Source organism: Arthrobacter sp. TJ-263 (assembly GCF_058269155.1).
This window is the reverse complement of record NZ_JBZCNE010000001.1, coordinates 510,499-524,781: the sequence shown is the minus strand read 5'-3', so window position 1 is coordinate 524,781 and position 14,283 is coordinate 510,499. Positions and strand designations below refer to the sequence as shown.

The window sequence follows — 14,283 nt, the reverse complement described above, 5'->3', positions numbered from 1 at the left end:
TCAGGCCCGTGAATGGACCCTGGTGCTCGCCGCCAGGGGCACCGTCACTTCCGGATCGCGCCTGAACGGCACCTCGAGCGCTGCCCGCAGGAACCAGCGCACCCGCAGGACGGGCGAGGTGACCGTCGGAGCGGGAACGGTCCCGGCCGTGAGGGTGAACGGCACAACCGAACCCCTGGCCGCGTGCGCGGGGACGCGGACCTCATCGATCACCGTCTCCTCGACGAGGAAGTTGCCGGCATGGTGCTCCTTCTCGGCACGTTGCCCGGCCCAATACATGACTTCCTCCTGCATGACGATACTGATGCTCAGGGTGCGTGCCCTGGAGTCGCTGACCGTCACGACGCCGGACACCTCCACCCCCGGATGCACTGAATGGGTGGACAGCTCGGACACGTGCAGATCCGTTGCGGCACGGCGCCCGTCCGTCGGGTCGACGCCGGGGTCGACGTCGACCCCGGTCCCGGTTCCGTCCGATTGGACGACCAGCGGATGGGAGCGGACGACGTCCCCGTTGCCCTCCGAGGACACCCGGGCACGCACCGACCAGCCGGACAGCGCGAGCTTCCCGTGAAGAGTGGGGATCGCCTCGGCGGGCACTATCAGCTGGCCCACCTCGAAGCACGACTCGCCCTCGCGCAGGGTGGGGTTCGCGCTGACCAGGGTGCTCCCGATGTCCCTCGAGCTGCGCTCGGCGGCATGGTAGGTTCCGCCGAACTGGTTCCCACGCATCTGCGTGAGTTCCAGCGAGTGCACGAGCGTGAACTGGACGGAGGTCACCCGTACGCGGCGGGTCGCGCGGATCTCCACGCTCACGGGGGTGCTGTGGCCCAGTACGGCGGTGCCCTCCGCGCCACGCTGCAGGAGGGAGAGATCCATGATCTCGTGGGGGTGAGTGGGGGTCATGATCGGTGGGCCTTTCCGTCGTGATCGGTGGGTGGGAGGTGTCGCAGACGGTCAGAGGCCGGGCGGACGGGCCGGGGGCGGCGGCGGTTCCCTTCGTGCTGTCCCCCAACCGGCGGTGGCGCGTGGCCGGGCTTCCGGCTCCTCCGGTCCCTGATCCAGGCGGAACGGCGGATACTCGTCACGGAGCAGGAACACATAGGCTGCCACGCGATAGGTCCAGCGGTGGATGCCGATCACCAGGCCGAAGAGCGGCGCCGGGTAGCGGGCCGTGAACAGGAGCGCGACCCCGGCGACGATCACCAGCAGGCCCAGCAGTGACGGCGCGGTGGTCCGGACCACGTCGCCGGAGCCGGGTATGACGACGACGGTCGTCGACCAGGCACCCGTCAGGGCAGCGACGACGAGGAGGTGCGGGAGGGCCAGCAGCCACCATTTCACGAGGACGAGGCCGCGGTGGAGCCTGGACGGGTAGGGGACCTCGAAATCGGCGGGATAGTCCGGTACGCGGGCCAGGGTGAAGGGCGGATACAGGTCTGTTCCGAGCGCGGAGGCGTAGAACTGCACGCGCCACGTCCAGCGGAAGACCCCCACGGCAAAGGCGAACAGGCCTGCCGGATAGCGCCCGGTGAACAGGATCATGACGCCGGCGGCCACCGTGCTCACGAAGCACGCAGTCCAGAGCAGCCACAGCACCACCAGATGCGGGATCACGAGGAACCACTTCACCAGCCACAGCCACCGGGAGAGTCGGGGTTGCAGGTAGCCCGTGAGGCGGGCCGGGTGGGCCAGGAAGTCACGCGCGGGGTCGTCCGACGCGGTGCGGTGGAGGTCCTCCGGGAGCCCCCGACGCCGGTTCTCGTCGGCGGCCAGGGACGGATCGATCCCCTTTCCGAGGGCGTTCGCCCCGATGAGGATAAGTGGGACGCCGACCAGCACCAGGACACCCGCGATCAGGAGCATCGTCAAGCCGACGGGCGCGAAGAGGCTCGACCGGAGGCCTGCCTGCAGATCGACGACGCCGGCCTGGCTGCCGTCGGCGTTCATCACCACCACCGCCCAGCTCCCGGAACGCACGTCCACGGAGATCACCTGCGTACCGGTACCGGAGGCCGACGCCGTCCAGAACGTCTGTTCGGTGGGTGGGCGCGGAGCCGAGGAGCCCGGGATCTCGCGGTAGCCGGCGCGGAAGGGGTCGGTGCGGACATCGGTCAGCTCTGTGTGCTGCACCGACGACAGGTACGCGTCGACGTCGGCCTGCCGTGCCACGCCGACGAAGACCGCCTCGGTGCTGGGCACGCCCGTGGCCGCCAGCTGGATCGTCGCGATACCCGCGGGGAGGACGCCCTCGTCGGTATCGAGTTGGACGTCCTGCAGCCGGGTGGTCAGCGCGTAGGAGTCGTAGTCGAAGCGTTCCGTGGATGTGGTCAGGAATTGCCCACCCCGCTGGAAGCCGGCGAGAGCGCTGACGAGCAGTCCGCCGAATGCAAGGCCCGCTGCTATCGAGACGAGCAAAGCGCCGAGGAGGACCATGATCAACGGTCCTGGCCGCATGGGCGTCCGAGCGGGCGGGGGAGTGGTACTCAACGAACTCGAACTCATGGCGGGCGTCCTCCGTGGTGGTACCTGGATGAGGAAGGAGCACCCCTTACTCCGGCACGGGCGCGAGCTTCCGGGTTACTCCTTCGAGGGGAGCGGGTGCGTCTCCCGGTATTTCTGGATATGCAGGGCAAGCTTGCGCTCTGCTTCCCGCCGACGCTCCATCAGGCGTTTGAGGTCGGATCCGGTGGGCCTGAGACCAATGGGCCTGAAAGTTTCGTCTTCGGTGGAGGGGTCGAGGTGGATAGGGGGAGGTGCGGGGATTGTTGAGGCAATCGGTCGCTCTGTCGAGCTCATTCATCTGTCCTTCGTTCGTTCGTGAAGTGGTCGACGACCGGTTGATGCTTCCCGTGTGCTTCTCGCCGGCGTCGCACGACGACCACTCCCGAAAGGGTTGCGTCCCAGTGTCCTGCGGGGTGGGTCGGTACTCTAGGGACTTTCGTCACCATTGCGGCGGCCGCTGCGATCGCCGCTGGCAGTCCCAGGGGCGCTGCGTGGTGCGACAGGCGATCGGACCTGCGGAGGAGTCACAGCCAGAGGCGGGGGCGCAGGAGCGCGCGGACCGGCATGGAGCCAAGGAGTTCGCGTTCCTGCAGCGGGGTGGTGTGTTCGTCGAGGAAGTCCAGGATCAGATCCGCGTCCAGCGACGCGAACGCCGCTCTCATGAAGCGGACTGCCGAGTCGGGGTCGTGCAGCCACATCTTGAGGACGGGCTTGTCGTAGAAGTGGAAGCGGCGCGGGGGGTCGGGTCCGCTCGGCGAGCCGGTCGCGGCGAACGACGAGGCGACGTGCTCGGCCTGGTGGAGGATGCGGGTGAAGCCGTACCCCGTCGTCGCCTTGATGATCCCGGAGGCCGTGCCAACGTGGAGATGTCGTCCTCGCGACGACTGGCGACGAAGACCGAGCGGGATCACCCCTCGCTGGACGGCGAGCGTGGAGAAGTCCGTCACTCCACAGGTGTTGCGGAGGTATGCCGCGGCCGCCGTTCCGAAGGGCCAGCCCAGGGCCGGTGCATCACCACGGGTGATCCTCGTCGTCTCCACGAACGCTTCGCGTGTCGACACCGGCAGGAGGCAGTGGAGGCGGACAGGCTGCCGGCCGTCGCACGACTTGAAATCCATGAAGGTGGCACTGACGGGTCGAAGGATTCGCTCGCGGTCCGGACCTGCCGGATCTCACCGGTCATGAGCAGGGGAGGAGTCGCACCGGGCGGTGGGGTGGTGCTGTCACAACAGTAGGAGGCCGTGAAGGATCGGCCGTCGGCGAGTACCACCGCGACCCGATCCCTCCGCGCGCGGATCCCCGTGACGTGGGCGTCGAGTCGGGTGATGCGAGGATCGGCGTTGATCACCCGATCCAGGCACTCGAAGATGTTCTGTGAGGAGGTCAGGGACAGCGTGTGGCGCTCGAGGGACAGGTTGCGCAAGCCTCCGACGGTATCGACCGCGAGCATCGTGTAGCTCGCCGAGGGGGTCAGCCGCAGCGGAAGGACGCCGTCGTACCAGTAGATGATGGACCGGTGCTGGTAGTGACGGCTGTCGTCGACGAGCAGGATCCGCATCTCGCCCAGGCCGGGGTGCCCGCTCAGGAAATAGGCGAGGCTTCGTCCGGCCAGTCCACCGCCGGCGACGATGATGTCGAACTGCGCAGGTTCACGACTCATGACGACGTGCTCGCCCGACGGGCCCCGCATCCGGCCAGGACGCGCCGACGACGCAGGGAGGGCGGTGGCGGGATCCTCAAGCGTCTGCGTCTTCGGTTACCTTGCCCTTGCCCGCTTTGCCCTCCCGTGGCTCGCTCTCCGCCACCTCATGAACGACGAGGACCGGACAGTGGGCGTGGGAGACGCAACTGGCGCTCACGGAGCCCAGGAGCAACCCGCGAAATGTTCCGTGACCCCGCCGGCCCACGATGAGCAGAGCGGCGTCGCGGGAGGCCTGAACGAGAGCCTTGCCGGGGTGGGCGAATATCACCGTGGTCTCGAGGCCGGTCGGGACATCTTCTCCGTAGGCCGTGGTGATGGCATGCTCCAGGTGGATCTTCGCGGCGTCGGCGAACTCACTGGTGCCGAGCGGAACGTACCCGGGGTATTCGGCCGGGTAGTCCCACGCCGCGACCGCCAGGATCGTCGCGTCGAAGACGGGTGCCAGCCGCTGAGCGTACCGCAACGCCTCGACGGACTGCTGCGAACCGTCGACGCCGACGACGATTCGAGGGCCGGCTGCTGTGCTCATGGGGTTTCTCCTCGGGCTCGCTGCGATCAGGGTGGTGGTGCTGCCTGAAGCGTGCCCATCGCTTGCAGGGGGCGATAGGGGCTTTCGTCCTATGAGCAGCGGGAGGCAGTCCTTGTGGCCCTGGAGCTCACTCGCTGCAACCTCCAACATGGCTCGATGCCACCTCCCGTGAGACGGGCCGCCGAGTAGGCCGGTAGGAGGCAACCGTGAATCAGGGACCAAAGACCCTGATGGGTATGGAGCATCCCGGCAACAATTGCCGGGTGATCTGCATCTCGACGGACAGCAAGGATCGTCCGGGCCGTGATGCGAACCCGGCGCACAATCGGGTGCGGGAGTTCGTGACATGTGAGGGAGCAGTACATCGCCGGTGAGAGTCCACAGGGCAGTGCCGGCCGGCAAGCACCGGGTGGCGTCCCGGACGGTCCAGGATCAATGTGCGTCGCATTTCTGCGCGACCGCGAACCGGCCCGGTTCAGGGCCACTCCTGGGGAACGGGTGAGCATTCAGATCAGGCTCCCGCGGCCGGGAGGTGTCGACACCCGCCATGACCGTGCTCGCCACACGGTTCGGGGCTGGAAGCCGACCTCCCACGAACCCGATGATCAGGAAGCGTCTTCGTGGTGCAGTCGGGGTCCGGCCACTGAGCCGGACGATGGGCCGCATGCGATCGTGATCCCTCGACAGGCGGTCGGGCGTGCACGCCGAAGGAGAACACCATGAGCCTGCGCAGCAGCATCACGAATGCGGCGAAGAAGCTTGCCGGCAGGGCCAAGGAGGCCACAGGCAGGGCGACGGGAGACGAGCGACTCGAGGCAGAGGGGAAAAGGGATCAGGTCAAGGCGGACCTGAGGCAGGCTGCCGAGAAGGTACGGGACGCCTTCCGGAAGCGCTAGCGGCGGGGCGTGGCCACGCAGTGGGCCGCCCCTGCTCACTCGTTGGCGTCACGGTCCATCGGTGCGGGCGGGGACGAGTGCGGTGAACCAGCGTCGGAAGCGGTTCGGCCGGTCGGTTCATCCTGCTGTCCCGCATCAGTCGGCGGACGGACGACCAGGACGGGGCAGTGGGCGTGGGCCACGCAGGCGCTGCTGATGGAGCCGACGAGTAGCCCCCTGAACGTCCCATGTCCGCGACTGCCCACGACGAGCAGGGCGGCGTCCCGCGAGGCCTTCACGAGGGTTTTCACAGGGTGCCCGAAGACCACTGACGCCTCGAGGCCTGGGGGAGTGTCTTCTCCGAAGGCGGCAGCCAGGGCCTCGTCCAGTTCCTTGCGGGCGGCGTGGGTGTATTCGCTGCGGCCGAGGGGGACATATGCGGGGTACTCGGCGGGGTCGTCCCATGCTGCGACGGCGCGGATGGTCGCGTCGAGGACGGGAGCCAACTTCTGGGCGAACCGCAGTGCGGCGATGGACTGTTCTGATCCATCGACACCGACAACGATCTGTGAGGCGGGCGCAGGGCTCACGACGCTTCTCCTTCTGTATCACAACGGTGGCATGAAATGCTCTGTCTCTGCACGATCTCCGCTGTCAGTCCTTCCACGTAGGGCCTTTCGTCCCCATCCACCCCGCGAGGGGTGGCCGAGGTCATGATCGGACCCGTGGATCCTACTGCCGCTCGAACCGTCTGCTCAGAGGCGTGGTGTCCGGGCGAGGATCGCGATGCGCATGCTGTCGGGACTCCGCCGGGGTAGAGGTGTCGCTCGCTATTAGTTGACATAATGTAGATTATCGGCGATTCAGGGAAAGCCTCGAGAGGGGTTCCCGCCGGCTTCTCCACTGCCGGATATTTCCACACGGGTGACCACCCGACCGACCTGTGTGGAGTCACATGCTGCATCGGAGGGCCGGCTCCATGCGCGCCCCAAAGCGTGCGTCCATGGCCGGTTCGCAGCGGATCGGCAGGGTCCTCGCGCAGGATCGATTCCCGGCGGCCTGATGAGCCGCTCGATTGCCTCCACCTCCATTCGTCAACTATCATTGACGAATGGAGGTGGACAGGATGAAGACGCTTGTCGGATCGATGGATGGTAAGGGGCCGGCGGAGGCTTTGCGGATCGTCGCCGAGCTCCAGCGGGAGGTGGCGCGCAGTGAGGCCGGGCTGGTCCGTAGTGCTCGCCAGTCCGGGCTCTCGTGGGAAGCCATCGCGCAGAGCCTCGGGGTGTCCAAGCAGGCCGTGCACAAGAGGTACGGCCGGCGGTAGTTCTGCCGATCCCCGTCGCAGCGCCGGGCTCACAGCTCTCCACCTGTCGCTAGGTCTGTGATCCATGGTGCGGGTGAAGGGTCCCACGGTGGATCTCATAGGACTCGGAGTACCCCGGCTCCTCAGGATCGTCGACGATCGGTTGATCTGCCATGAACTGGCGGATGACGTGAGCGAGTTCGCCCGGATTGCTGAAATTGATCGCGTGCGCGGCCCCTTTCATGATCACCACGAGGACGTGGTTGTCCGTGCGGCTCGCGACCTCGCGGACCCGGTCGGGGCTCGGCATCAGCGGATCCCGGTCGCCGATGACCACCAGGGTCGGGACCTTCAAGGCCAGCAACCGATCGAGGGACGGGTATCGGGTGAGGGCGCGGAACATCCTGACGGTGCTGGGAACGCCGAACCTGAGATAGTCCGGCGCTGCCACGCGCAACATCCCGACCGGCTCGCGTACGCCGTCGCGAGCGAGCTGCCGCACGGCGCGTCGTAGCGGCTGGTTGTACGCTCCCCCGGCCGGCGCGACGAGGACCGCCCGGTCCAGGCGCTCGGGATAGCGGTAGGCGAACTCGCAGATGACCGGACAGCCCATCGAATTGCCGACGAGCGTGGCCGACGTGACGTGACGGTCATCGAGGAACCTGGCGGCCGCGTGGGCGAGATCCGGCACGTCGAGGGGGTCTACCGCCCTCCCGCTGCGTCCGAACCCCGGAAGATCGGGGACCAGGGTATGGAACTCGTCGCGGAGACGTTCCGCCGTCGGCAGTAGGTACCGGCCGGACAGGCCGAAGCCGTGCACGTGCATCATGGCGGGCGCGTCGGGCCGGGCCGGTGATTCCCGGTAGAAGACGTCGACCCCGTCGATCCTCGTCCAGCGTTCCGCCAACGCCGAGGCCGCCCGCCTGGGCGGCCTTCGTCCCCTGCGTCGGGATCCGGGTAGGCCTGGCACGTCGGTCGTCATGTCGACTCCGGGGGTGAGAAGGAAGCGGAAGGGTCGCGAGGGTCGGCGCGGACCTCACCTCGGCAGCTACGGCAGCGGCGAGCACCCGGCCCAGCGCAGCCCGCATGAGTGCTCCCTCGTGGATCACCGACCACCATGCGTCGACGGTAGCGCCCGAGCCGGCGTCCCACGTCATTCCCCGGGGGTGATGTGAGAGGCGGCGCATCACCCTAGCGTGGACCGATGATCCCTCGACGGCGGTACCTCATCACCGACCACGGAGAGGCGGACTGATGGATCCGGTACTCAGCACGAACCTCGTGTGGATCATCGGGGTGCTCACACACCTTGCCGTCTGTATCGTTGCGCTCATCGTCATTCCGAAGCGGCGCAAGCCCACGGCGGCAATGGCATGGCTTCTGGCCATCGTGTTGCTCCCGGTCGTCGGCGTAGTGGTCTACCTCGTCATCGGCTCGCCCAAACTGCCCAAGCGACGCCGCGCGGAACAGAAGCGGATCACCGCTCTGATCGCTGCGGCTGCTGAAGGACTCGACCTGACCCCGCAACGCGACAGCTGGCCGGAGTGGTTCGCCAATGTCACCCGACAGAACCAGTTGCTGGGCGGCATCCCGGTCGTCGGCGGCAATACCGGCACTCTCCTGGGCGACTATCGACAGTCCATCGAGTCCATGGCCGCGGAGATCGACACTGCAGTGCGGTTCGTGCACGTGGAGTTCTTCATCGTGTCCTTCGACGACACCACCAGAAGTTTCTTCGCAGCGATGGAAGCCGCCGTCGGCCGTGGCGTCACGGTGCGCCTGCTCGCCGACCACGTCTCCTCCGCGAGAACAGTGCACAGCAAGGAGACCTTCGCTGAACTCGACCGCATCGGCGTGCAATGGAGCTACATGTTGCCGGTCATGCCACTGAAGGGCAAGTATCAACGGCCCGACCTCCGCAACCACCGGAAGCTGGTGGTGGTCGACGGGCGGGTGGGCTTCATGGGCTCGCAGAACCTGATCGACCGCAGCTACAACGCTCCGAAGAACATCAGACGCGGTCTGCAGTGGCAGGAGCTGGTGACTCGGCTCGAGGGACCGGTGGTGGCCGGTCTGAACGCCGTGTTTCACTCGGACTGGCTGACCGAGACCGGGGAACAGCTCGATCCGGCATCGCCGACTGCGAATCTGCCTGTTCGCAGTGCCGTCTTCGATCGGTCCCCGGATGCCATCGAATGCCAGGTGGTGCCGAGCGGACCGTCCTACGAGACCGAGAACAACCTGCGCCTGTTCCTGTCCCTGATGTACGGGGCGTCGAGACGAGTGATCATCACGAGCCCGTACTTCGTCCCCGATGAGGCGATGATGTACGCCATCACGTCCGCCTGCCAGCGCGGCCTCGATGTCCAGCTCTTCGTCTCGGAGATCGGTGATCAAGGTCCGGTCTTCCACGCCCAGCGTTCCTACTACGGGGAGCTCCTCGATGCCGGGGTGCGGATCTTCCGCTACCCGGCGCCGTACATCCTGCACGCGAAGCACCTGTCGATCGACGACGACATCGCGGTCATCGGGTCCAGCAACATGGACATTCGTTCCTTCAACCTCGATCTCGAAGTGTCGCTCCTGGTGCGTGGCCGCGTCTTCGTGCAACGGATGCGCGAGGTCGAGGAGCACTACCGGTCCGTGTCGAGTGAGTTGACCCGCGACGAGTGGGCACGGGAACCGCTCTCGTCCACCAGCCTCGACGGTGTCGCGCGGCTCACCTCGGCCCTGGAGTAACCGGCAGCCACTCCAGGGGCACTCCCCCGCCGTTCTGGGGACTTCCTCCCACGGGAACCCCGGTCATCAACAAATGTTGACACCCCGATCTCATCAACATAAGTTGATGTCATGGACCTCACCTCGCCGCCTCCTCCCGAAACACCGGCGGACGCTCTCGCTGCTGTCGTCGCCCTCCGCCGGCTCGCCGCATCCCTCGAGCGCTCCGCGGTCGACGAGGCCCTGGCCCAGGGATGGACCTGGGCCCAGATCGGTGCTGCGCTGAACCTCAGCGCACAGGCTGCACACAAGAGGCTCTCCCCCGGCCGTCGCCGACCCTCCTACGACTGAACAGGATCATCATGGGCATCAGAACCGCAGTCTCCGACGTCTCCTTCATGAAGTCGCTCTTCACCGCCGCAGAACGCATCGCGCACGACCTGGGAGACCCGGTGATGGGCGCCGAACACCTGGTCATCGCCGCGCTGGATCGCGGAGACCTCGACCGCTCCGAGCTCGCCCCCCTCCCGCTCGACGGGCCGCGGTTCCGCGCCGCCGTGATCGCCGTGCATGCGGATGCCCTGGGATCCCTCGGTGTCGCCGGAACCAGCACTCCCATCGACGAGGAACCGCGGGGTGCCCTGCACAGCACCTCTGCCGCCCAGGCCGTGTTCCAGGACGCGCGCAGGAGTGCCCGGGCACGGCGAGCGCCCCTGCGCGCCGTCGACATCATCGCGTCGGCCGCACGGCTCGACTACGGGACCACCGCCCGCGCCATCGACCGCCTCGGCATCAGCCGCGCCGATCTGCAGGCCCTCGCCCGGTAGGACGCGCGGGAGCCGCGGACGCCTCGGAGAGGACGTCTTCGGGAGGATGCACGTCGAGGGGACCGTACGTACACTCGGGCGATGGACCGAGATGCCCTGACTGCCTCGCACCGCCCCGATCCCCTCCGGAAGGGGCGCCTCGGGTGGCTGGTGGCCGGCGCATCGGGGGCGGGGCTCCTCCTTGCCCTGGTGCTGGCGGCCGCTCCCTTCATCCCGGCGACGGAAAGCGGCGTGACGGGGGCCCTGCTCCTCGGGTTCGCCTTCGGGTGGGCCCTGGTAGCGGTGCTGTCGGTGAGATTCTCCGACCAGCCGCAGGGGTGGGCCGGGGTTCCCGCGGTGTTCATGGGCCTGGGCGGTCTGCTCCTGATCGTGTTCGGTGCCCCGATGCGGGAAGCGCTCGCCTGGATCTGGCCTCCCGCCCTCCTGGTGCTGATGATCTGGACGGCGTCGAGGATCCACCGGCAGCTCCGGAGCAGGGGCGCCCGCATGCTGCTCTACCCCGTGATCGCGCTGCTGGTCCTCGCGTCACTGACCGGCGGGTACGAGACCGTGCGGGGCGCCGTCCGTGCCGGAAGCATCCCGGAGCAGGGCCGGCTGATCGACGTGGGCGGGCACCGCCTGTACCTGCACTGCACCGGGTCCGGCGGGCCCACCGTGGTGATCGAACCGGGCGCGGGCCTGGCGTCGTCGGACCTGGCCCTGGTCTCCCCCGCCGTGGCCCGCGAGACCCGGGTCTGTGTCTACGACCGCGCGGGGCGAGGGTGGAGCGACCCGTCGGACGTCCCGCAGGACGGCGCGCGGGTCGCCGCCGACCTGCACACGCTGCTGCAGCTCGCGGACGAGCCCGGCCCCTACGTGCTGGCAGGCCATTCCTTCGGCGGTCTGTATGCCCTCACCTTCGCCGCCCGCTACCCCGAGGAGGTGGCCGGTCTGGTGTTGGTCGATTCGACCGCGCCGGCATCGGACCCGCCCCCCGACCCGGCGCGAGCGGCGGACCCCGGTGACACGACGCAGCGGATCTCCGCGCTCGTCGCCGCCGGTGGTCGGCTGGGAGTCGGCCGCCTCCTCGGTGTGGAGTCGGCCGACCACCTGCGGAGCACGGTCGACGAGTACCTCCTCGCCGGGTCCTCGGTGGACCAGGCCGCGGAGCTGCGGACCTTCGACGGCAAGCCCCTGGTCGTGCTGTCGGCGGGCCGTGGGACCAGGCCGGGGTGGGCCGCGTCGCAGGACGCCCTCGCCGCGCTGTCGGGCGACTCCCTGCACCGCGTCATCGAGGGGGCGACGCACGGCTCGCTGCTCGGCACCGAACAGGACGCAGCGCAGACCGCCCAGGGGATCCTCGACGCCGTCTCCGCCGCCCGCGAGCGCGACGCTAGTCCTTGACGTACTCCGCCAGGTGGCGCCCGGTGAGGGTCGAGCGTGCGGCGACGAGGTCGGCCGGCTTGCCCTGGAAGATGATGGCGCCGCCGTCGTGGCCGGCCCCCGGGCCCATGTCGATGATCCAGTCCGCATGCGCCATGACGGCCTGATGATGCTCGATGACGATGACCGACTTCCCGGCGTCCACCAGGCGGTCCAGTAGGCCCAGCAGGTTCTCGACGTCGGCCAGGTGGAGCCCAGCGGTGGGCTCGTCCAGGACCAGGATGCCGCCCTTCTCCCCCATGTGGGTGGCGAGCTTCAGGCGCTGGCGCTCGCCGCCGGACAGCGTCGTCAGCGGCTGCCCGAGGCTCAGGTACCCCAGCCCGACGTCGGACAGCCTGTTGAGGACCGCCGCGGCGGCGGGCACCTTCGACTCGCCGGTCCCGAAGAACGCCGCGGCGTCCGAGACGGGCATCGCGAGGACCTCGCTGATGTCCTTGCCGCCCAGGGTGTAGTCCAGCACCTCGGCCATGAACCGCTTGCCGTCGCACACCTCGCAGGTCGTCGCGACGCCCGCCATCATGGCCAGGTCCGTGAAGATGACCCCTGCGCCGTTGCAGGTGGGACACGCGCCCGCGGAGTTGGCACTGAACAGGGCCGGCTTCACGCCGTTGGCCTTCGCGAACGCCTTGCGGATGGGCTCGAGCATCCCGGTGTAGGTGGCCGGGTTGCTGCGGCGCGAGCCCTTGATGGCCCCCTGGTCCACCGCGACCACGCCGTCCCGCCCGGAGACCGACCCGTGGATGAGCGAGCTCTTGCCGGATCCGGCCACACCCGTGACGACGCAGAGGACGCCCAGCGGGATGTCGACGTCGACGTCGCGCACGTTGTGCGCCGACGCCCCCCGGATCTCCAGCGCGCCGTGCCGCGGCCTCACCGACGCTTTCAGGGCGGCGCGGTCGTCGAGGTGGCGGCCCGTGAGCGTGCCGCTGCGGCGCAGGCCCTCCACGGACCCCTCGAAGCAGACGCTCCCTCCGGCCGTGCCGGCACCCGGGCCGAGGTCGACGACGTGATCGGCGATCGCGATCATCTCGGGCTTGTGCTCGACCACCAGCACCGTGTTGCCCTTGTCCCGCAGGCGCAGCAGCAGGTCGTTCATGCGCTGGATGTCGTGCGGATGCAGGCCGATCGTCGGCTCGTCGAACACGTACGTGACATCCGTGAGCGAGGACCCGAGGTGGCGGATCATCTTGGTCCGCTGGGACTCGCCCCCGGAGAGCGTGCCGGACGGACGGTCGAGGCTGAGGTAGCCGAGCCCGATCTCGACGAAGGAGTCGAGGGTCTCCCCCAGCGCCGACAGCAGCGGCGCGACCGACGGCTCGTCGAGCCCCCGCACCCAGGCGGCGAGGTCGCTGATCTGCAGGGCGCACGCATCGGCGATGCTGATGCCGCCGATCTTCGAGGAACGAGCGGCCTCGCTCAGCCGGGTGCCGTGGCATGCGGGGCACCGGGTGAAGGTGATGGCGCGGTCCACGAACGCGCGGATGTGCGGCTGCATCGACTCGCGGTCCTTCGACAGCATCGACTTCTGGATCTTCGGGACCAGGCCCTCGTAGGTGATGTTGATGCCGTCGACCTTGATCTTGGTCGGTTCCTTGTAGAGCAGGTCCTTCAGCTCGTGCTCCGTGAACTCGCGGATGGGCTTGTCCGCGTCGAAGAATCCGCAGCCGCCGTAGATCCTCCCGTACCAGCCCTCCACGCTGTACCCGGGGATGGTCAGCGCTCCCCCGGCTAGGGATCTGGTGTCGTCGTAGAGCTGGGTGAGGTCCACGTCCGTCACGGATCCCATCCCCTCGCAGCGCGGGCACATCCCCCCGGTGACGGTGAAGCTGCGACGCTCCTTCACGGTGGTGCCGCCGCGTTCCATCGTGACGGCGCCGGCCCCGCTGATGGAGGCGACGTTGAAGGAGAAGGCCTGCGGCGAGCCGATCTGCGGCTGTCCCAGCCTGGAGAACACGATACGCAGCATGGCGTTGACGTCCGTGGCGGTGCCCACGGTGGACCGGGGATTCGCTCCCATGCGCTCCTGGTCCACGATGATCGCCGTGGTCAGGCCGTCGAGCACGTCCACGTCGGGCCGGGCGAGCGTGGGCATGAAGCCCTGCACGAACGCGCTGTACGTCTCGTTGATCATCCGCTGCGACTCGGCCGCGATGGTCCCGAAGACCAGGGAGCTCTTGCCCGACCCCGAGACGCCGGTGAAGACGGAGAGCCGGCGTTTCGGGATCTCGATCGTGACGTCCTTCAGGTTGTTCTCCCGTGCACCCCGGACCCGGATGAGGTCGTGGCTGTCCGCCGCATGCGCCGCTGTCGGGTCGACGTCGGTGGTGATGGTGCTCATGGGGCCTCCAATGACCGTGTGAAAGCCCGTTCCGGTATCCCGCCGGGCACCGCGGCGTCGG

At 68.2% G+C, this 14,283-nt stretch carries 12 protein-coding genes and 1 pseudogene; 6 read left to right on the top strand and 7 right to left on the bottom strand.

From position 1 onward, the window contains the following. The 4 genes and pseudogenes from AC4D2F_RS02445 to AC4D2F_RS02430 all read right to left on the bottom strand — a co-directional run bounded on the left by AC4D2F_RS02445 (position 1) and on the right by AC4D2F_RS02430 (position 4,736). Positions 1-906, bottom strand: a complete 906-nt coding sequence (locus AC4D2F_RS02445; protein ID WP_490909366.1) for a hypothetical protein — start codon at positions 904-906, stop codon at positions 1-3. Between the two features lie 51 nt (positions 907-957). Continuing rightward, positions 958-2,436: a DUF4389 domain-containing protein gene (locus AC4D2F_RS02440; RefSeq protein WP_490909365.1), complete on the bottom strand. Its 1,479-nt coding sequence runs from the start codon at positions 2,434-2,436 to the stop codon at positions 958-960. Positions 2,437-3,029: 593 nt separating this feature from the next. Next, positions 3,030-4,165, bottom strand: a pseudogene (locus AC4D2F_RS02435) (lycopene cyclase family protein). Between the two features lie 76 nt (positions 4,166-4,241). Beyond that, complete coding sequence (locus tag AC4D2F_RS02430) at positions 4,242-4,736, bottom strand: universal stress protein (RefSeq protein ID WP_490909364.1); 495 nt, start codon at positions 4,734-4,736, stop codon at positions 4,242-4,244. 719 nt (positions 4,737-5,455) lie between these two features. Here AC4D2F_RS02430 and AC4D2F_RS02425 point away from each other — a divergent pair. Continuing rightward, the gene (locus AC4D2F_RS02425; protein ID WP_490909363.1) at positions 5,456-5,632 is read left to right on the top strand and encodes a CsbD family protein; all 177 of its coding nucleotides are present in this window, start codon (positions 5,456-5,458) and stop codon (positions 5,630-5,632) included. A gap of 35 nt (positions 5,633-5,667) precedes the next feature. Here the strand turns inward: AC4D2F_RS02425 and AC4D2F_RS02420 are convergent, their stop codons facing one another. Then, positions 5,668-6,201, bottom strand: coding sequence for a universal stress protein (locus tag AC4D2F_RS02420; RefSeq protein WP_490909362.1), 534 nt, complete (start codon positions 6,199-6,201; stop codon positions 5,668-5,670). A gap of 521 nt (positions 6,202-6,722) precedes the next feature. Between AC4D2F_RS02420 and AC4D2F_RS02415 the strand changes: the two genes are divergently transcribed. Further along, positions 6,723-6,938 carry a transcriptional regulator gene (locus AC4D2F_RS02415; RefSeq protein WP_104165028.1) on the top strand — a complete coding sequence of 72 codons (216 nt, stop codon included), beginning with the start codon at positions 6,723-6,725 and terminating at the stop codon, positions 6,936-6,938. 49 nt (positions 6,939-6,987) lie between these two features. Here the strand turns inward: AC4D2F_RS02415 and AC4D2F_RS02410 are convergent, their stop codons facing one another. Then, positions 6,988-7,824: an alpha/beta fold hydrolase gene (locus tag AC4D2F_RS02410; protein ID WP_258069674.1), complete on the bottom strand. Its 837-nt coding sequence runs from the start codon at positions 7,822-7,824 to the stop codon at positions 6,988-6,990. Between the two features lie 347 nt (positions 7,825-8,171). Between AC4D2F_RS02410 and cls the strand changes: the two genes are divergently transcribed. The 4 genes from cls to AC4D2F_RS02390 all read left to right on the top strand — a co-directional run bounded on the left by cls (position 8,172) and on the right by AC4D2F_RS02390 (position 11,845). Next, positions 8,172-9,656 (top strand): cardiolipin synthase, encoded by a 1,485-nt coding sequence (gene cls, locus AC4D2F_RS02405; protein ID WP_490909361.1) that lies wholly within the window; start codon positions 8,172-8,174, stop codon positions 9,654-9,656. A 111-nt stretch (positions 9,657-9,767) separates the two neighbouring features. Continuing rightward, on the top strand, positions 9,768-9,986 hold the full coding sequence (locus tag AC4D2F_RS02400) for a hypothetical protein (RefSeq protein WP_490909360.1): 219 nt from the start codon (positions 9,768-9,770) through the stop codon (positions 9,984-9,986). A gap of 11 nt (positions 9,987-9,997) precedes the next feature. Next, positions 9,998-10,462, top strand: coding sequence for a hypothetical protein (locus AC4D2F_RS02395; protein ID WP_490909359.1), 465 nt, complete (start codon positions 9,998-10,000; stop codon positions 10,460-10,462). 81 nt (positions 10,463-10,543) lie between these two features. After that, positions 10,544-11,845, top strand: coding sequence for an alpha/beta fold hydrolase (locus AC4D2F_RS02390; protein ID WP_490909358.1), 1,302 nt, complete (start codon positions 10,544-10,546; stop codon positions 11,843-11,845). Here the strand turns inward: AC4D2F_RS02390 and AC4D2F_RS02385 are convergent. Further along, positions 11,835-14,222 carry an ATP-binding cassette domain-containing protein gene (locus AC4D2F_RS02385; RefSeq protein ID WP_490909357.1) on the bottom strand — a complete coding sequence of 796 codons (2,388 nt, stop codon included), beginning with the start codon at positions 14,220-14,222 and terminating at the stop codon, positions 11,835-11,837. The genes AC4D2F_RS02390 and AC4D2F_RS02385 overlap by 11 nt on opposite strands. Positions 14,223-14,283 lie beyond the last annotated feature (61 nt).